The sequence below is a fragment of the Acetobacter orientalis genome, from assembly GCF_000963965.1.
GTDB lineage: Bacteria > Pseudomonadota > Alphaproteobacteria > Acetobacterales > Acetobacteraceae > Acetobacter > Acetobacter orientalis.
Map to the genome: position 1 here is coordinate 85779 of NZ_BAMX01000006.1, position 17966 is coordinate 103744.

At 56.1% G+C, this 17966-nt stretch carries 15 protein-coding genes; 9 read left to right on the forward strand and 6 right to left on the reverse strand.

Annotated elements, in window-relative coordinates; all coding sequences use genetic code 11:
* Positions 1-8: 8 nt before the first annotated feature.
* Genes asnB through Abor_RS02100 form a run of 3 tightly spaced genes read right to left on the reverse strand, consistent with a single transcriptional unit; the run spans position 9 to position 3748 of the window.
* Positions 9-1781, reverse strand: coding sequence for an asparagine synthase (glutamine-hydrolyzing) (gene asnB / locus Abor_RS02090; protein WP_048840178.1), 1773 nt, complete (start codon positions 1779-1781; stop codon positions 9-11).
* Positions 1782-2837 carry a glycosyltransferase gene (locus Abor_RS02095; protein ID WP_048840179.1) on the reverse strand — a complete coding sequence of 352 codons (1056 nt, stop codon included), beginning with the start codon at positions 2835-2837 and terminating at the stop codon, positions 1782-1784. It abuts the gene before it with no gap.
* Positions 2834-3748: a glycosyltransferase family 9 protein gene (locus Abor_RS02100; RefSeq protein ID WP_048840180.1), complete on the reverse strand. Its 915-nt coding sequence runs from the start codon at positions 3746-3748 to the stop codon at positions 2834-2836. Before Abor_RS02100 ends, Abor_RS02095 begins: the two co-directional genes overlap by 4 nt.
* A 197-nt stretch (positions 3749-3945) precedes the next feature.
* On the opposite strand from Abor_RS02100, the gene Abor_RS02105 reads away from it, so the two are divergent.
* The 4 genes from Abor_RS02105 to der all read left to right on the forward strand — a co-directional run bounded on the left by Abor_RS02105 (position 3946) and on the right by der (position 8079).
* The gene (locus tag Abor_RS02105; protein WP_048840181.1) at positions 3946-4341 is read left to right on the forward strand and encodes a hypothetical protein; all 396 of its coding nucleotides are present in this window, start codon (positions 3946-3948) and stop codon (positions 4339-4341) included.
* 177 nt (positions 4342-4518) lie between these two features.
* A complete protein-coding gene (locus Abor_RS02110; protein ID WP_048840182.1) occupies positions 4519-5214 on the forward strand; it encodes a tetratricopeptide repeat protein in 696 nt (231 codons plus the stop codon).
* An 8-nt stretch (positions 5215-5222) separates the two neighbouring features.
* Positions 5223-6617 (forward strand): PQQ-like beta-propeller repeat protein, encoded by a 1395-nt coding sequence (locus Abor_RS02115; protein WP_048840183.1) that lies wholly within the window; start codon positions 5223-5225, stop codon positions 6615-6617.
* Between the two features lie 13 nt (positions 6618-6630).
* Positions 6631-8079 carry a ribosome biogenesis GTPase Der gene (gene der / locus Abor_RS02120; protein ID WP_179193346.1) on the forward strand — a complete coding sequence of 483 codons (1449 nt, stop codon included), beginning with the start codon at positions 6631-6633 and terminating at the stop codon, positions 8077-8079.
* An 8-nt stretch (positions 8080-8087) separates the two neighbouring features.
* On the opposite strand, the gene Abor_RS02125 is transcribed toward der, so the two are convergent.
* Complete coding sequence (locus tag Abor_RS02125; RefSeq protein ID WP_048840185.1) at positions 8088-9434, reverse strand: GntT/GntP/DsdX family permease; 1347 nt, start codon at positions 9432-9434, stop codon at positions 8088-8090.
* 317 nt (positions 9435-9751) lie between these two features.
* Between Abor_RS02125 and Abor_RS02130 the strand changes: the two genes are divergently transcribed.
* Positions 9752-11134: an MFS transporter gene (locus Abor_RS02130; RefSeq protein ID WP_048840187.1), complete on the forward strand. Its 1383-nt coding sequence runs from the start codon at positions 9752-9754 to the stop codon at positions 11132-11134.
* A 209-nt stretch (positions 11135-11343) separates the two neighbouring features.
* Here the strand turns inward: Abor_RS02130 and Abor_RS02135 are convergent, their stop codons facing one another.
* A complete protein-coding gene (locus Abor_RS02135) occupies positions 11344-12774 on the reverse strand; it encodes a glutamate--cysteine ligase (protein WP_048840188.1) in 1431 nt (476 codons plus the stop codon).
* 75 nt (positions 12775-12849) lie between these two features.
* On the reverse strand, positions 12850-13605 hold the full coding sequence (locus Abor_RS02140) for a 16S rRNA (uracil(1498)-N(3))-methyltransferase (RefSeq protein WP_048840189.1): 756 nt from the start codon (positions 13603-13605) through the stop codon (positions 12850-12852).
* Positions 13606-13775: 170 nt separating this feature from the next.
* On the opposite strand from Abor_RS02140, the gene ubiA reads away from it, so the two are divergent.
* The 4 genes from ubiA (at position 13776) to Abor_RS02160 (ending at position 17953) form a co-directional block, all read left to right on the forward strand.
* The gene (gene ubiA, locus Abor_RS02145) at positions 13776-14699 is read left to right on the forward strand and encodes a 4-hydroxybenzoate octaprenyltransferase (RefSeq protein WP_048840190.1); all 924 of its coding nucleotides are present in this window, start codon (positions 13776-13778) and stop codon (positions 14697-14699) included.
* Positions 14692-15495 (forward strand): LolA family protein, encoded by an 804-nt coding sequence (locus Abor_RS02150; protein WP_232015135.1) that lies wholly within the window; start codon positions 14692-14694, stop codon positions 15493-15495. The genes ubiA and Abor_RS02150 overlap by 8 nt, the downstream gene beginning before the upstream one ends.
* A 90-nt stretch (positions 15496-15585) precedes the next feature.
* Positions 15586-16959, forward strand: coding sequence for a replication-associated recombination protein A (locus Abor_RS02155; RefSeq protein WP_048840191.1), 1374 nt, complete (start codon positions 15586-15588; stop codon positions 16957-16959).
* A gap of 10 nt (positions 16960-16969) precedes the next feature.
* On the forward strand, positions 16970-17953 hold the full coding sequence (locus tag Abor_RS02160; RefSeq protein WP_048840192.1) for an RluA family pseudouridine synthase: 984 nt from the start codon (positions 16970-16972) through the stop codon (positions 17951-17953).
* Positions 17954-17966: the final 13 nt, after the last annotated feature.

A 17966-nucleotide genomic window follows, 5' to 3' on the forward strand; every position in this document is an offset into this window, starting at 1 on the left:
AAATGTCCTTATGGGTTCTGGCTGAGAGTATCAAATACATCAGCGTCTGGGGCAAGCGCACGAATATGTGTCCGGTGCCACAAAGCGTAAAAGAGCAGTGTCCATGCGGCTGGCCCCTGTTTGCGCTGGTCTGCTGTTTTAAAAAGCATCTTTACCTGCTCGGGTTTTGCAATGGCCTGTATGCACTCTTGTTGGGCCACAAGCGCGCCTAACAGGTGGCCTTTTTGGGCAATCCATGTGCCAATGGGTACGGTAAAACCCTGTTTAGGGGCAAAGGGGTGTGCCGCGGGGTTGTGCTGTTCTAGCCAACGGCGCAGGAGCCATTTGCCCTTATTGCCTTGTACACGCAGTGTATCTGGCAGGTGCCATGCGCACGCAGCCAGCGCGGGGTCTAGCAAGGGGGTGCGCCCTTCTAGCCCGTGGGCCATAAGGCAACGGTCGAGTTTAAGCAAAAGGTCGTTTGGGAGCCATTCCGCTATATCAAGCGCTTGCAGGGCGGAGAGTTTTGTCGGGCCAGCGTGTGCTGTGTGTTCAGCCGCATTCAGGCCTTCGCGCCAGTTTTTTGGGGAGGTGCGTAAAACGTCTAGCCCATCAAACATGCCGTGCCGCCACATGCGGCGGCCACCACGCCACCACGGGCGGGCGGCTGTGCGGTAGCGGCCATACCCGCAAAACAGTTCATCTCCGCCTTCGCCAGATAGAATAACCCGTACATCTTGGGCGGCTTTGCGGGCTAAAAACCATGTGGGAATAATGGCGTAGTCTGCCGCTGGGTCGTCCATGCAGGCGGCAATGGCTGGTAGATGTGCCCAGACCATAGGGGCAGTTAGGGTAAGGGTTTCGTGCTCGGCCTGTGCTGCATGGGCTAGGGTCGCAGCGGTTTGTGCTTCGTTTGCGGCGTTTGGTGCATCAAACACGGCTGTCCATGTTTTGAGCGGGGCTGTGCGGGGTAGGCGCTGCATGGCGGTAAGCAGGGTGGCGCTATCTATGCCGCCAGATAAAAACAGCCCAAAGGGTACATCGGCCCGCTCATGGGCCTGCACACTGTCCATTATGGCGTGGTCGAGCTGTTTAAGGGCTTGTTCCTCTGAAAGCATAGGGAGAGGCCGGGTTACAGCGGGTAGGGCCGGGCGGGTTTGCCGCTCAACAATGCTGCCGTGTACAATACGGATTGTCTCGCCGGGCAGTACGCGGTCTATGCCCTCAAAAATAGTGTTGCGGCCTGTGGTAAACTGAATTTGCAGGAGTTCTGTGCGGGCTTGGGTGTTGAGTGTGCGGGGGCTTAGGCCTGCTGCCAGTAACACTTCTGGCTCGGAGGCAAAGGCAATGCCGCCCGAAAATTCGGTAAGGTACAGGGGTTTGATGCCAAAGGGGTCTCGGGAGAGGAGGAGCTCGTTTTTGGCGCTATCATATAAGGCAATGGCGTACATGCCCCTTAGGTGGGCAGTATAGTGTGTACCCTCACGCTGCCATACGCGTAGGGGGGATTCACAATCACTCCCGGTTTTAAAATGCTCTGGCCCTATTTGTGCGCGCAGTTGGGGGTCGTTGTAAATTTCGCCATTGGCAATAAGGGTGCCGGTACCTGCGGTAAGGGGTTGGTCGCCGCCAGCTAGGTCAATAATAGAAAGCCGGGTGTGTATAAGGTCTGCTTGGGCAAGGCGGGCAAAATGGACGCCATCTGGCCCACGGTGGCGCAAGGCAGCGGCCATACGGTCGAGCACATCTTGCGGTAGGGCTTGGGCGCCGGGTTTGTAAACAATGCCGCCAATGCCGCACATTTAAGCGTGCTCCACAGTGCTAAGAAACGTTTGCCATGCTGCTAACACGGGGGCTGGAGCAAATGTGTGGGTGTAGTCTGCACGGCCAGCGGCAGCTAAACGGGCGGCGAGGTTTGGGTCTTCCAGCACGGTGCCAATGTGGTGTGCCAGAGCCTGTGCGTCTTCCTTTGGGGCTAATAGCCCGTTTTCGCCAGAACGTATGAGCTCCGTTGGCCCTTGTGAGGCCGCAGCCACAACAGGTTTGTTGGCAGAAAACCCTTCTATAACCACATTGCCCAGTGGTTCGTGGCGAGAGGGGCAAACCAGTACCGAGCAGGCTTTTATTAACCCACCCGGCTGAGTTGACCAGCCGAGCATAAGCACACGCTCAGCAACGCCTTCTTGCTTGGCTAAGGTTTCTAGGGCGGTACGTTCTGGCCCTTCGCCACAAATAACCAGCCAGACACCGGGTAAAAAGCGCATGGCCCTAATAAGCACATCAAACGCTTTGTTGGTGTGCAAGCGGCCAAGGGCCAGCACAAAGGGGGCGCCCTCTGGTACGCCTGCGGGGCGGTGTGGGGGAGTGGGGGCTAGGTCGGTGGCAAAGTTGGGTAGGTAGTGTACGCGGTGTGCGGGCCAGCCTTCTTGCTTCATCCAGCGTACAAGGCCGTGGGTGTTACCAATGAGGTGGTCGCAGCGTTTGTAATAAGACAGGTCATAAAACCCGCCTAATCGCCCGGCCAGTACCCATGGCCCTTTGGGGGTAAAGCGCGCGGCGCGGTTCATCCATGCCACGGTTACGCGGGGGGCAAAGGCATTTAAAGCGCTGCGTAGGCGGGGGCGGGTTGCAAGGTCTAATAAGCCACCAAAGCGGAGTTGCGTTGGAGGGGCCCCCTCTGCCTGCATGCGTGCGGCACGGGCTGGCTCGCGCCTTATAATGGGTAATACCGAGAGCCCACTGGCTGCTTGTGCTGTGCAAAGCCGCTCAAAAAACAGTTCGGCCCCGCCGGTTGCTGCCCCGGCCATAACATGGGCCACACGCAGCGTCTGGTGGGGGAGGCTGGCGGGCTGGGTCATGCTTTGGGTTCCGCAGTGTTTGCCAAAAGAGAGAGGGCTGCCTGCGCAACCGTTTTTACGTCTAGGCCGGTCATGGGGGCGTCTCCCTCTGGGCCGGGGGCAACAACCCACGCGGTATGTAAACCCGAAGGTGCGTATTCTGAGGCTTTAGACCGGCCAAACAGCCCTAACGTGGGGGTGCCGGTTGCGGCTGCCAAGTGCATAAGCCCGGAGTCATTGCCGCAATACAGGCGGCAACGGGCAAAAATGGCAGCAACTTGTGTAAGGGTGTAATGCCCCCCGGCATCAATCGCGTTGGGCAGGGTGCGCAGCACGGGTTCTGCCAAGTTACGCTCTTGCTGGCCGGGGCCATAGACAATAACTGGCCGGGCCGTGGGGTATACCGCGTTAAGGTGCTGCCATAGGGGAAGGTAGCGCTCTGTGGGCCAGATTTTGCCTGCCCAGTTGGCTGTGGGGCCAAGGGCAATAAGGGGCACATGTTCTGGTAGTAAGTTTGCAGCACAGGTACGGTCTGCTGCGTTGAGCCATACCGTGGGGAGTGGTGGTGGGTTAAGGTGCAGGGCTTGTGCCAAATGGTTAAGCCGTAAGCCGGGGCGGCGGCCACCACGCATAATAATGCGTTTGCCTGAGCGGAGCAGAAACGTAACGGCAGAGCCGCGTAGGTCTATGCTCATGTCCCACTTTTGGTGCACGCAGCTTTTCCAGAGGTCAAACCAGTGTCGGTCGTAGCGTTTTTTGTCCATAACCAGCACGCGCTCGAGTCCCGGCAGGTTTTGGAAAAGCCCCGCCGCTACTGGGCCACAGGCAACGGTAAAACGTGCATTCGGTAGGGTTTTGACCAAGTGCGCCAGCAAGCCTGTTGAAAGCACTGCATCGCCCAGTCTTGTGGCCGTAATAAAGAGAATGCGCATGCGTGTTGGTCTATACTGCTGCCTGTTTTTTTCCAAGCTAGGGCATGCCGGGCCTTGGCGCAAAAAATCTGTGCGCGCTGGGGCTAGACATTTGCAAACCTTATGCCAAGAGAAGCCAGTTGCTTTGGCTGCCTGAATTTTACCTTGGTGTTAGGGCAGGCTATCCAAAGTAGTAAGCCACAGGGATATAAAGAAAAATGAGGAAAGGTTTTTTTAAGGGGTTGTCTTTGGCAACCGTATTGGCGGCTGTTGCCGTGCTGCCGGTAGGTGCTAAGGCGGCTTACGCGGCGGGTAGTTGGAGTGCGGCAGACTGCGGGACAGAGCCAGCTATGCCTACGCTCGATGTGTCTACGGTTGAGCATTATAACGCCAGTGTAGATAAAGCGACCGCGTACCAAAAAGCTGCGCGTGCCTACAACACCTGTGTGGCCAAAACAGCCAATAAGCAGGAAACGGCTATTAGCAACGAAGCCAAAGAAAAAATTGCTTACGTGCACGAAGGTAGCGCTGCCGTGCAAAAGCATATTGCCGCTAATTTTGCACATATGACAGCAGCCCTTAAAGCAGGCAGCAGTAAGTTTGCTGCTAAATAAGTCTGGCAGATAAGCCGGTAGCAAAAGGCAACCCTAGCCCTGAAAGGCACAGCCCCCGGCTTATTTGGGGTGCCCTCTTGGGGCTGTCTTTCAGGAATGGCCTTGTATGATGCGCGCTGGTAGGGCAGATATTGCCATGAGTTATTATGTTTAAGCCAGAACGGGAACGGGCCAGACGTGGCAGAAGATGTTTTCAAGGAAGTTGATGCCGAATTGAAGGCTGAGCGCATGCGCCAGACCGCGCGCCGCTATGCCGGGTTGGGTATAGGCGTTATTGCGGCTGTTCTGGTTGGGGCAGGGGCTTGGTCGTGGCATATTTCTGCCCAGAAAACTGAGGCATTGAACGCAACTGGCGCGTATTTGAGCGCTTTGCGCCAAACAGACCACCTGCCACCAGCACCCACAACTGGTATTACCCCTTTAAGCGAAACCGCGCAGGCTGGTTTGGCGAGTTTGCAACACGTGGTGGCAACCGGCCCCCACGGCATTGCAACCTTGGCGCGGCTGCAAGAAGGCGGCGTACAAGCCGCACATGGCGATGTAAAAGCCGCATTGGCCGCATGGGACAGCGTACAAGCAGACCCAAAAGCAGACCCTTTGCTGCGTGACCTTGCCAACTTGCTCTGGTGCCAAAAACAGCTAGATGGCGGAGACCCCGCGACATTGCGCTCTCGGCTGTCTTTGCTGAGCGGTAAGGGTAAAGCGTGGCACGGGCTGGCTACAGAGGCATTGGGTATTCTGGACGTGCGTGAAGGCCATACAGAACAGGCCCGCAAAACATTTGCCGCACTTGCGGTAGAGCAGGACATACCAGCAGGCGTAAGAAGTCGGGCACAAGCCATGACACAAGCGCTCGATCCTTCGGCAGGGTGAGGCATTTTATGAGCAAAACAGGTTCTTCTCCCCGTGTTGGTGGTGCCGTTGCCCGCCGCTCTTTGCTTGCTGGGGCAGCCCTTGTGCCAACACTGGCCGGTTGCAGCATGTTTGAAGACGATGAAAAGCCCATGCTGGCCGGGCACCGTACCGATGTTCTGTCTTCTGGCGGTAAGCTTGAAATAGACAAAGAAGACCATACCCCCATTACGGTAGCCGCACCCATTACGGTGTCTGAATGGCCACAGGTTGGCCGTATTCCAACCCATGTGGGCAGCAACTACGCGTGGCATGGCCTGCGTGAGCGGTGGTCTAAGTCTGTTGGGGCAAGCATTTCCGAGCCAGACTTTATGGCGTGGGCTGCTTTGGGGTCTTTGGGGCGTGGGCTTATTCAGTCCCCTCCCGTTATTCAAAACGGCCGCCTGTATTTTATGGATGCCCAAGGCGTTATCCGTGCGTATTCTTGGCCGCGTATGTCCCACCTGTGGACATTTAACCCCAAGCCCCGCTCCATGCCGTCTAGCAATGTGGGCGGTGGTATCGCAGTTGAGGGCGACACGGTTTATGCCGTGTGCGGTATTGCACAGGCTGTTGCCATTAATGCGGCAACGGGTAAACCCAAATGGCGCGTAGGGCTTAATGCGCCCGGCCGCTCTGCCCCCACGGTGGTAGATGGCCGCGTGTTTTTTGGCACGCTGGACGAGCAGTTTTATGCGCTTGAAGCCAAAAATGGCCGCCAGCTTTGGTCTTATGGTGCCACCCCGGCAGACACAACGGTGTTTGGCCAGCCAGCACCTGCTTACGTAAACGGCGTTGTTATTGCTGGTTTTGGCGGGGGCGACCTCGTTGCTTTCCGTGCTGAAACGGGTGAGGTTGTCTGGAGCGAAATGCTGGGCAACGTTAACAGCCAAGCCAGCACGCTTAACCTGTCTTGTGTGCGTGGTTTGCCGGTTGTGGTTGATAGCGTGGTGTACGCTGTTAGCATGGCGCAAATTCTTGCCGCTATTGATATCCGTACAGGCCGCCGCCTGTGGGAGCGCTCTGTTGCCAGCCAAAACAGCATTCTGTGCAGTGGGGACTGGTTGTATGTGCTGTCTCTTGATGAGCAGTTGGTGTGCATCGACCGCCTGTCTGGCCATGTACGCTGGATTACGCAGTTGCGCCGCTTCCGCCGGGTTGAGGTCAGCAAAGATATCGTAACGTGGATAGGCCCCGTTATGGTAGGGGGTGAACTGCTGTGCCTAAGCACCCTAACTGGCAATGGCGTTGTGCGGGTTAACCCGGTTACCGGCGGCATTATTGCTGTCGAACCGTCTAACGCGGTGTCTTTTGTGCCGCCTATTATTGTTGATGAGCAAATGTTGATTATTACAAACGACGGAAATCTCCGCTCTTATGGCTGACCGTCGTAAGCCTATGCGGCCAGTGGCGCCGCTTCCTTCTGCAGATTTACCTGTGGTGGCCATTGTTGGCCGCCCTAATGTAGGCAAATCTACTCTTTTTAACCGTTTGGTTGGGCGCAGGCAGGCACTGGTGGCAGATACCCCCGGTGTAACCCGCGACCGTAAAGAGGGATTGGCCCTTGTGCGTGGCCGCTATGTGCGCCTGATTGATACCGCAGGGTTAGAAGAAGCCGCCCCCGAAACACTGTTTGGCCGCATGCGTGCGTCATCAGAAGGGGCGGTGGCAGATGCCTCTTTGGTGTTGTTCTGTATTGATGCGCGTGCGGGTATTACCCCGTCTGACGAGCATTTTGCCCAGTGGGTACGCCGCCAAAACCGCCCCATTTTGCTGATTGCCAATAAGGCAGAGGGGCGCTTGGGGGCGGCATCAGCGCTTGAGGCCTATTCTTTGGGCTTGGGTGAACCTCTGGCTGTTTCTGCCGAGCATGGCGAAGGCCTTGCTGACCTAATGGCAGAAATTGTTGACCACCTGCCACCAGAGCCTGAGCCAGTTGACTTTATGGCTGATGCCTTTGGCGAAGACATGTTTGAGGGCGAAGGGGAAGAAGGCGAGGTGGTACTACCTGCGCGCCCACCTGGCCCTATGCGTATTGCCATTGTGGGCCGCCCTAATGCCGGTAAATCAACCCTGATGAATGCGCTGCTGGGTGAAGAGCGTATGATTACAGGCCCAGAACCGGGCCTGACGCGGGATTCTATTGCAGCCACTTTGTTTGATGATGGCGACCAGTTTGAGATTGTTGATACGGCAGGCCTGCGCCGCAAAGCCCGTATTGATGAAGCCTTGGAAAAAATGTCTGTTTCGGCCTCAATCGAGGCGCTGAAAATGGCAGAGGTTGCTGTGTTGGTGCTAGACGCCACATTGGGTGTGCATGAGCAAGATTTGCAAATTGCCCGCTTAATTGAGCGTGAAGGCCGCGCGTGCGTACTGGCCCTGAATAAGTGGGACGTGGTGGAAGACCGCAACGCAACCCGCAAGGCTATTCTTGACCGCTTGAGTATTTCTCTGGCCCAGATGCGTGGGGTGCCGGTTGTTACGTTCTCGGCCCTGACCGGGGCCGGGGTGCAACGCCTGCTCCCCGCTGTGCGCGATGCCTGCACGGTCTGGAATGCGCGTGTACCAACTGGTGAGCTAAACCGCTGGTTTGAATCCATGCTGGAGCGCCATGCCCCACCATTGGTTGACGGGCGGCGTTTGAAACTGCGTTACATGACGCAGGTTAAGTCGCGCCCACCTACGTTTGTGCTATTTGGCACCCGTGCAGAACTGCTGCCAGATGACTATAAACGGTATTTGGTTAACGGCATGCGCGAAACATTTGACCTGCCGGGCGTGCCCATAAGGTTGCAGTTGCGCGGCACCAAAAACCCGTATGCAGAAACGGGGCGTAAAAGCCGCTAAATACGGCTTTACGCAGGGATAACCCATGAAAGGGGAAGGCAGATAAGCAAACCCAGCACGGCTATGAGTGTTTCTATAACAGTCCAGCTACGCAGGGTTTGAGAAAGGTTCATACCAAGGTATTCTTTCATCTGCCAAAAACCTGCATCGTTCATTAAACTCAGGCCTACAGAGCCAGCCCCTGTGGCAATAACCAGCAGTTCGGGCGAGACTGAATGGCTGGTTGCCAAAATAGGGCCAATAATACCTGCGGCGGTTGTGGTTGCCACGGTGGCAGACCCTGTTGCTACACGCACCAACAATGCTAACAGCCACGCCAGTACTAGCAGGGGTACATGCGCACTCAAGGCCATGCTGGTCATGGCGTGTGAGAGGCCGCTTTCTGTTAATTCTCGGCCAAAGCCACCGCCAGCGCCTACCAGCAGCATAATGCTGGCTGTAGGGGCCAAGCAGGTGTTGGAAAAGCGCAAAACGGTCTCGCGCGATAAACCGCTTAAACTCCCAAGTAGCCAGAACGCCATAAGGGTGGCGCAAAGTAAGGCAATGTCGGTGTTGCCTAAAAAATGCAGTACCCGATAGGCTAAGGCTGTTTTAGGCCAGAGCTGCTCTGCTACGGCACCCCCAAGCATTAAAACAACCGGCATAAGCAATGTTGCGCAAGAGAGCGTAAAAGAGGGCAGGCGGGCGTGTGGGCTCTGGCTGGTAAATTGCTCTTCTAGGGCGGTGGGTTCTATGCGGCCTAACCGGGGCACACAAAAATACCCGTAGAGTGGCCCGGCTATAGCCGCTATGGGCGTGCCAATAACGAGCCCCCAAAACAGGGTATAGGCGGTATTGGCGTGGTAGGCGGTTATGGCCAAGAGGGCTGCCGGGTGGGGTGGCACCATGGCATGGGTTACAGAGAGTGCCGCCACCATAGGAAATGCTAAAAACGGTACAGCAAGTTGGTTACGGCGGCTGAGTATAACCACGAGCGGAATAAGCAGCACAAACCCGACCTCAAAAAAAACGGGTAGCCCCACTAAAAGGCCAATGACCATCATGGCCCAGTTTAGGCGTTTTTTGCCTGCAAAGCGCGAAATGGTAAGGGCAATTTGGTCTGCGCCACCTGTTTCAGCCAGTATTTTGCCAAGCATGGTGCCAAGGGCAATAACGCCTGCAACATGGCCCAAGACGTGGCCCATGCCTGCCTCAAACGCGTTAATGGCTTGCTCTGCTGGCATGCCTGTAACCAACGCCAACCCGAGTGACACCACAAAGAGCGTAACAAAGGGGTTAAGCCGTACCCACCCGATAAGAATAATCAGGCTTAAAATGGCGGCGGCGGTTAGGGTGGTGGCAAGCAGAGGTGTCATACCCGCTATGATGGCGTGCCAGAGGTGTAGGCTGTCAACAGGGGTAAGGCGGCTCTGTGCCTAAAATGTTTCACAGGTTAGGGAGGTCACGCTTGGTCGCTAGGGTGTGAGGCATTGGGGGCTGGTTTTGTGCCATGTTTTGTTTGAGGCAGGTTTAAATCGGTCTCAAAATGAAAAAAGGCGGCAAAACGTAGCCAAACCGTACAAAAATGGTCTTTCTCTTTAAGGGGGAGGGTGGCACACAGGCGGGGCAGCGCAAGCCCGTTACAGTGCCAGATGCCAAAGCAAAAAAAACCAACGCAAGGAGCCAGCCTAATATGAGTGAACTTGCGCACACTCAGCCCACACCCCCACCATTTGATGGTTTGCACGGCTCTAGCCGTAGCTTGGCTATGCTTGCGGTGTCGTTGTCGGTTTTTTTGGCCTTGCTGGATTACGCCATTGCCAACGTTGCTTTGCCTGATATTGCCCGCGACCTTAACGCGTCGGCTTCTTCTTCCATTTGGGTGGTTAATGCGTACCAGCTTGCAAGCCTGATATCGCTCCTGCCATTGGCGGCATTAGGCAGCAAGGTAGGTTTTGCGCGGCTGTGCCGTACCGGGATTATGATTTTCATGGTCTCGTCGCTTATGTGCGCTTTGGCCCCCACCTTACCGTTATTGGCAGCGGCGCGGGTTATACAGGGCATTGGTGGCGCCTGTATTATGAGCGTGAACATTGCACTGGTGCGCTTTATTTACCCCCATGCAGAAATAGGGCGCGGTATTGCCCTTAATGGGGTGGTGGTTGCGGTTGGGGTGGCCCTTGGGCCCACGGCGGCCGCGGCTATTTTGAGCATGGCCTCTTGGCCGTGGCTGTTCTGGATTAACTTACCATTAGGCGCTGTAGCTTTGTTTATGGCCTTTAAAGCCCTGCCCGCCGTACCGCGCAGTACCCAGAAATCTGACGTATTGGGCAGTTTTTTGTGCGTGCTGGCGCTTGGCGCACTTGTTATGGGCGGAGATGGCTTGGCCCACCGGTCTGGCTTGGCGTTATCGGTCGGGCTTATGGTGCTGGGGGTTGCATGCGGGTTGTTGCTGGTGCGGCGTGAACATGGTTTGGCCCAGCCTATTTTTCCGGTTGATTTGCTGGGTAAGCCAGAATTTGCGGTGGCGTTTGTAACGGGCTTTGGCGGGTTTGTAGCCTCTAACTTCTACATTGTGTCTATGCCGTTTACATTGCATGACGAGTTGGGTTTGGGCTCTGCTTTAACAGGTTTGCTTATTACACCTTGGCCCATTGGTATTATGTGTGCAGCCCCAGTTGTACGGCGTGTGGCCGACACCGTTTCTGCCGGTGTGCTGTCTTCTATTGGGCTAAGCGTTACGGCACTGGGCTTTATTTTGCTGTGGTTACTGCCGCTTCAACCGAGTGTGTTTGATATTGCATGGCGTACAGCCATAGCTGGGTGGGGTTTTGGCTTTTTTCAACCCCCTAATAACCGCGCCATGATGGTAGCGGCACCCCACACGAGGGCTGGCGGGGCCAGTGGTTTGGTGCAGGTGGCCCGCCAAGCTGGGCAGGCTGTGGGCGCTATGGGGGTAGCCGCCTTTTTTGTGCAATTTGGGCACGAGGGTGCGCGGGCTTGCCTGCTTGCCGCAAGCTGTGTTGCCGCCGCTGCTGCCGCGTTAAGCGCCAGCCGCCTGTTTATGCGCAATTAAAAATTAGGAGCCACAGGGCGTACTTGGGGCATAATTTTTTACGAAAAAGTAATGGCTTTCAGGAGTATTTCTATGTGCCGGAAGGCAGTGCTTTGTTCTGTTTAGGCTGCCTGAAGTAAGGCTAAGTGGCTTACCTCAGGTGGCTTAAGAGACAGCGTGTTGCTGTAAAAAATAACACGCGGCTGGTGTGGTGCCGCGTGTGTGCTGGTTTAGATTTCGCTTTCAAGGAAGATGCGGCTGGCATCGCCCATCCATGCACCATAATAGCGCTCCAGCCAGCGTTCAGCTTGTGTGGGGGCACCCGCGGCTAGGGCTGTTAGGGGGGCAAGGTAGGCCCATTCTTCCTGCCCGGTTTCTTCATCAACATGGTTACGGTTTTGCAGGCCGTCCATGGCAATACCCACCATGTGCGCGGCTAGGTCGCGCACGGTGCCTTCACCCCACGGGGTGTCTAGCGCCTGTGCGGGTACGAGGGCGCGTAGCTTGGCGTAGTCTTCCCACGGGCGTTCGCGCACCAGTTCGTAGGCGGCTTCTAGGGCGGCGTCATCGTAAAGCAGGCCAACCCATAGGGCAGACTGGGCTACCATCATTTCAGCCGAGCCAGCATCTGCGCCGCGCATTTCTAAAAACTGCTTGAGGCGCACATCAGGGAAGGCTGTTGTCAGGTGGTCTTCAAAGTCGCTTAGGGTTGGGCGTACATCTTCCAGCCCGTCTTGGCGGTCTCCGTTGAGCCATGCCCGGAAAGAGCGGCCTGCCACATCGCGCATTTTGCCGTTGCGGGTAATAAAATACATGGGCACATCAAGCGCCCACTCCACGTATTTTTCAAAGCTGAAGTCTTTGTCAAAAACGCAGGCAGGCATGCCAGCGCGCTGGTTGTCTGTATCTGTCCAGACCCGTGCGCGGTTAGAGAGGTAATTGTTAGCTTTACCTTCTACAAATGGCGAATTGGCAAACAGCGCCGTAGCCACGGGTTGCAGCGCCATAGACACCTGCATTTTGCGCACCATGTCCTGCTCGGAGCCAAAGTCTAGGTTTACCTGCACGGTGCAGGTGCGCTGCATCATGTCTAGGCCAAGTTTACCCACTTTGGGCATGTAGTTGCGCATAATGCCGTAGCGGGTTTTGGGCATCCAGGGCAGTTCGCTACGCGGTGCGGTGGGGTGAAAGCCAAGGGCTGAAAAACCAAGCCCTAGCTTGCGGGCCAGTGGGCGCACGGCCTCGTAATGTTCGTTTAGTTCCTGCGCGGTTTGGTGCAGGGTTTCAAGCGGTGCGCCAGACAGCTCAAACTGGCCCGCGGGCTCAAGAGAAATACCAGCCCCTTTGGCATCGTTTTGGCCTTTTAGGCCAATAATGCTGCCTGCATCCATAATGGGTTGCCAGTTATCTGGTTCGCTTTGGCGCAGGCCGGTTAGCATGTCTTCAATGCCAGCAGGGGCGTAAGGGGGGGCGGCATAAGCAGGGCGGCCGCTTTGCGGGCTTACGCTGCTTTGTGCGGCCTCTGGGCGAATAAAGCCAAATTTTTCATGCTCGGTGCCAATGCGCCAAAGCTCACGAGGCTTGCACCCTTGCGCCAGAATTTCAACCAACTGGGAAATTGACTGTACGGGTGTATCGTCTTGGGCAACGGCGTTAGACATGAGATTCTATTGTTCCTTGAAGGGCAGGTTGGCGCATGGCACAACCCAGAACGAAGGTGTTAAAGCGTATTCTGACTAATCTTGCGCAGAGCGCAAGCCATGACCAAGCAAAGCCAGCCCCGCAGCCACGGCTGTATCGGCCCTAAGTACCAGCGGGCCAAGAGAAAGTGGCGCTATAAAGCTACGGTTGAGCAACGTCTGACATTCTGTATCACTTAGCCCGCCCTCCGGCCCAATTAATAGCCCGTCACCGGGGCGGGCTGCATGCAGGCTCACAGGGGTTGTAATGCTGCGTGCTTCTGTGCGCTCAATGGCTGCAAACAGGTGCCTGTCTTGTGGCCATACACCAAGCATGTGCAGCAGGGGGGTGGGTTCTTCTATGGTTGGTATATCAAGGCGTTCGCATTGTTCTGCCGCTTCTGTGGCTATGGTGTGCAGGCGCTCTAGGTTAATGCGGTGTGTGTTGGTGCGCTCGGTAATGAGTGGCAGAAAACGGGTTACACCCAGTTCCGTCCCCATACGCAGCACCATATCTGTGGCATCGCGTTTTAGCAGGGCAAAGGCAAGCACCAGCGCAGGCTGTGGTGTTGGGGCGCGTAGTTGCTCTGTTAGGGTAAAACTGCCTTTGTCTTTGCGCACACCGTCTAGCGTTGCCAGCCACTCGCCTGTTTCTGCGTTAAAAACACGCAAAAGGTCGCCTGCTTGTTTACGCAATACCGTACCAAGGTAGCGGGCCTGCGTTGCCGGTAACGGGTAGGAAACGCCTTTTGCGGCATGTGGTAGCTCTTGTGGTGCAAGGTAAAGGCGGGGCAGGTGGGCGTGTGTGCTCATGGGGCTGGCTCAAAATGCGGTAAAGCTCAAAAGCGGGCAAAGCGGCCCGGCAAAGAAGAGCTTTGGGTTTAGGCAGGAATGGTGCGTAATGCAAAGCCCTTCATGCAAGCCTATGATGTGTGGCATACCCGCCCCAGTTCTTCAAACCCACTTAAGGACGTAGCTGCCCCGTGTCTGTTTCTGCCACAACACCCCATACAGATATTCAGGTTTCTGGCTGGATTGCCCGCCTGCCGCCTGCGTTGCGCCCTTACGCCCTGCTGGCGCGCCTTGACCGGCCTGTAGGAACATGGCTGCTGTTTTTGCCCGGTGTATGGGGTATTTTACTGCCCCAAGATGTAGCCGCCACGGAGCGCCTGCGCCTTATTGTGCTGTTTGGCATAGGCAGCCTTGTTATGCGTGGCGCAGGCTGTGTTGTGAATGACATGTGGGACAGAGACATAGACCGGCAAGTGGCGCGTACAGCAGGCCGCCCGTTAGCCTCTGGCGCATTAAGCATGAAGCAGGCCACCCTGTTTTTGGCCTTGCTCTTGGCTATTGGTTTGGGTGTGCTGGTGCAGCTTAATACGCTGTCTTGGGTTTTGGGTGTGTCTTCCCTTGTTTTGGTGGCGCTTTACCCACTGGCCAAGCGGTTTACATGGTGGCCGCAACTGGTAATGGGCTTTACCTTTGGGTTTGGGGCCCCCATGGGCTACGCAGCGGCGGCTGGCCATTTGTCTTGGGCGCAGGCAGCGCTCTATGCCGCAACCATTTTCTGGCAGCTTGGGTTTGATACCATCTATGGCTTTCAAGACATGGAAGATGATGCCCGTATTGGCGTAAAATCAACATCGCGGTTATGGGTAGAGAAAGCCCGTGGGTTTATTGGCGTGTGCTACGCTGCCATGCTGGTATGCTTAGCTGTGGCAAGTGTTTTGGCCGGGGCAAGCTGGCTGGTGTGGCCTGCTATGGTGCTGCCGGGTATTATGCTGGCACGCCAAGCCCAAAGCATTATGCCCCATAACCCCAAACTCTGTTTGGCGCAGTTTCGTTTTAACCGAGAAATTGGTGTGGCTATAGCTTTGGCGCTGTTGGCTGGTTTGTTTCATGTTTAAGGGTGTGTTTGGCCGTAAACAGCCATGCCATAATAAAAACGCAGGTATTTTGTCTGCTTATGGGTCTTGTCGTGAAATAGGCCATGAACTGGGAATGACCAAACAAATGAAACCCGCTTTGCGTGCGTTTGCCTCTTTTAAGTGCCTGCTACTTGCGGGTTTGGTTTTGGGGAACATAAGCGGGGTACCGCTTGCGCAGGCCCAGCAAAGTGGGCCGCAAATGTCTGTGCCGGGGCAGGAAAATGCGCCCGAGGCCGCTGTGCTGAGCAAAGCAGACCAAGCATGGCTGGCGCGTATTGAGCAAACGCTTAACGCTGTCACCACTTTTAAAGCGCGCATGCAGCAGCTTGATGCGGAAGGCAAGCGCACGACCGGCACAGTATGGATGCAGCGCCCCGGCCAGATGCGCCTAGCCTACGATGCCCCAACGCCGCTTTTACTGGTAGCGAACGATGGCAAGGTGGTGTTTCGGGATAACGAGCTAGACCAAACCACCGTTATTCCCATGGATCGCACGCCGCTTGGGCTGCTTTTGCGCCAGAATGTGCGGTTATCGGGTGATGTAACGGTAACGGGTTTTTCGCATGAAAACGGATTGCTTGAGGTGTCTTTGGTGCGCACTGCCGCCCCCGGAGATGGCAGCCTGACCTTGGTGTTTTACCAAACCCCACTGGCCCTGCGGTCTTGGAGCGTGGTGGATGCCCAAGGGCGGGAAACACGGGTAACACTGTTTGATGTGCATGATGGTGTGAGCATTCCGGCAGGTACGTTTACTTTGCCTGCGCAGCCCGAGTAACCCGCACAAAAATACGGGGTGGGTAGTAAAAGCGCTTTACCGCCCCGATATAAAAGAACCCAGTATTTAAGACGTGTAAGGCAAGAGGGCATGGCGGCAAGGCAAACAACGCCTACGGTAGGGGATGATCTGTTTGGGCAGGGCGAATCAACGCCCATGTTTGACGGGGTAGAGGCCCAACGCCCAGCACGGCCAGCCCCTAACCAACCGCTGGCAGACCGCCTGCGCCCCCAAAAGCTAGACGATGTAGTGGGGCAGGCGCACTTGCTTGGGCCAGATGGCACTCTTACACGCATGCTTGAGCGGGGGTCTTTGGCGAGCCTTATTTTATGGGGTGGGCCGGGCGTTGGTAAAACCACCATTGCCCGTTTGCTGGCAGAGGCATCTGGGCTAAAATTTGTGCAGCTTTCTGCTGTTTTTTCTGGGGTGGCAGACCTTAAAAAAGCGTTTGAAAACGCCCGCAGGCTGGCAGAAACAGGTGGGGGTACGCTGCTTTTTGTTGATGAAATTCATCGCTTTAACCGCGCCCAGCAAGATGGCTTTTTGCCGGTTGTAGAAAATGGCACCATTGTGCTGGTTGGCGCAACCACAGAAAACCCTTCGTTTGCGCTTAACTCGGCTTTGCTCTCACGCTGCCAAGTTATGGTGCTTAACCGGCTAGACGACGCCGCAACAGAAGCCCTTTTAGTACGCGCCGAAGAAGAATCTGGCCGCCCTCTGCCATTAACGGAAGAGGCCCGTGCAACCCTACGCGCCATGGCTGACGGTGATGGCCGCTACCTGCTGAACATGGTTGAGCAGCTTTTAAGTTTAAAAACCGATAAACCGCTAGATGCACAAGCACTCTCACGCCTGCTTGCTAAACGCGCCGTGCTGTACGACCGGGATAGGGAGGAGCATTACAACCTGATCTCGGCGTTGCATAAGTCCATGCGCGGGTCAGACCCTGATGCGGCGCTGTATTGGTTTGCCCGTATGCTTGAAGGCGGTGAAGACCCCCGCTACCTAGCCCGCAGAATGACCCGCTTTGCCGCAGAAGATGTTGGCATGGCAGACCCCCACGCCCTACCGTTAGCCATAGCCGCGTGGGAGACTTACGAACGGCTTGGCTCACCGGAGGGCGAGCTGGCTTTGGCCCAACTTGTAGTGCATTTGGCCACGGCCCCAAAGTCCAACGCGGTTTATAAAGCCTATAATACGGTGCGCCGTGCGGCTAAGGCCACCGGTAGCCTTATGCCGCCTGCCCATATTTTAAATGCGCCTACCCGGCTCATGCAGGATATTGGCTACGGTAAGGGCTACGAATACGACCACGATACCGAGGAAGGGTTTTCGGGGCAGAATTATTTTCCCGATGGAATGCCGCGCCAAACCTTTTACAAACCTACGGGAAAAGGGTTCGAGCGTGAGGTTCGACACCGTTTAGAAACATGGGCCCGCTTGCGGGATCGGCGCCAGTCGTGAATATCGTGCCATGAGTGTTGTGATTCTTACTGTCAGCGAAGACGAGGCGGATATCCGCCTTGACCGCTATTTCCGCCGTCATTACCCGCACCTGACCCAAGGTGCGCTCCAGAAACTGTGCCGTACAGGCCAGATTCGGGTTGATGGTAAACGGGCCGAAGCCTCTACCCGCCTACAACCGGGCCAGTCTGTGCGTGTGCCGCCCATACCCAAGGCCAACAAGCCTGCACCAGATGCCCCCCGCCAGCTAGATGAGCGCTTGGTGCGCGAAATTAAAGGCATGGTGCTGTACCAAGACAAGCAGGTTATTGTGCTGAACAAACCCGCAGGTTTGGCAGTGCAGGGCGGCCCCGGCATTACCAAACATGTTGATATGATGCTGGACGGCCTGCGTGAAAATGCAGATGACCCACGCCCCCGGCTTGTGCACCGTATTGACCGTGATACCTCTGGCCTGCTGTTGCTGGCCCGTACCCCCGGTGTTGCAGCTAAACTAGCGGCTTCTTTCCGTGGGCGAGACGTTAAAAAAACATACTGGGCAGTTGTTGTTGGGCGGCCAGACCCGCTCTCTGGTGAAATTGACCAGCCGCTCGTGCGTTTAGGTATGGGGCCTAACGCCATTATGGTGGCAGCAGACCGGAAGGATGGAGAGGCACAATTTGCCCGCTCCACTTACGAAGTGGTCGATTCGGCAGCCCGTAAATTTTCTTGGTTGGCTTTGTCTCCGCTTACAGGGCGTACCCACCAGTTGCGTGTGCATTGCGAGTCTTTGGGCACCCCTATTTTGGGAGATCCCAAATACGGGGCCGAAAAAGCCCATGTTGATGGCTTTATAGACCAGTTGCACCTGCATGCGCGGGAACTGGACATGCCACACCCCGCAGGCGGGCGGCTGGTTGTGAGTGCCGAATTGCCGCCGCATATGCGTGAGACATTTAGGGCTCTCGGGTTTGTACCCGGTTCAACCCCCAAACCTGCCCGCCGTGGGGGGTAGGGTTACCACCACT

Bases quoted from the DNA above. Each gene is read 5' to 3' on its own strand.
- der (WP_179193346.1), top strand. From the start codon at position 6,631: ATGCGGCCAGTGGCGCCGCTTCCTTCTGCAGATTTACCTGTGGTGGCC.
- Abor_RS02115 (WP_048840183.1), top strand. From the start codon at position 5,223: ATGAGCAAAACAGGTTCTTCTCCCCGTGTTGGTGGTGCCGTTGCCCGC.
- Abor_RS02135 (WP_048840188.1), bottom strand. From the start codon at position 12,774: ATGTCTAACGCCGTTGCCCAAGACGATACACCCGTACAGTCAATTTCC.
- Abor_RS02150 (WP_232015135.1), top strand. From the start codon at position 14,692: ATGTTTAAGGGTGTGTTTGGCCGTAAACAGCCATGCCATAATAAAAAC.
- Abor_RS02095 (WP_048840179.1), bottom strand. From the start codon at position 2,837: ATGACCCAGCCCGCCAGCCTCCCCCACCAGACGCTGCGTGTGGCCCAT.
- Abor_RS02155 (WP_048840191.1), top strand. From the start codon at position 15,586: ATGGCGGCAAGGCAAACAACGCCTACGGTAGGGGATGATCTGTTTGGG.
- Abor_RS02125 (WP_048840185.1), bottom strand. From the start codon at position 9,434: ATGACACCTCTGCTTGCCACCACCCTAACCGCCGCCGCCATTTTAAGC.
- Abor_RS02105 (WP_048840181.1), top strand. From the start codon at position 3,946: ATGAGGAAAGGTTTTTTTAAGGGGTTGTCTTTGGCAACCGTATTGGCG.
- Abor_RS02160 (WP_048840192.1), top strand. From the start codon at position 16,970: ATGAGTGTTGTGATTCTTACTGTCAGCGAAGACGAGGCGGATATCCGC.
- asnB (WP_048840178.1), bottom strand. From the start codon at position 1,781: ATGTGCGGCATTGGCGGCATTGTTTACAAACCCGGCGCCCAAGCCCTA.
- Abor_RS02100 (WP_048840180.1), bottom strand. From the start codon at position 3,748: ATGCGCATTCTCTTTATTACGGCCACAAGACTGGGCGATGCAGTGCTT.
- Abor_RS02130 (WP_048840187.1), top strand. From the start codon at position 9,752: ATGAGTGAACTTGCGCACACTCAGCCCACACCCCCACCATTTGATGGT.
- Abor_RS02140 (WP_048840189.1), bottom strand. From the start codon at position 13,605: ATGAGCACACACGCCCACCTGCCCCGCCTTTACCTTGCACCACAAGAG.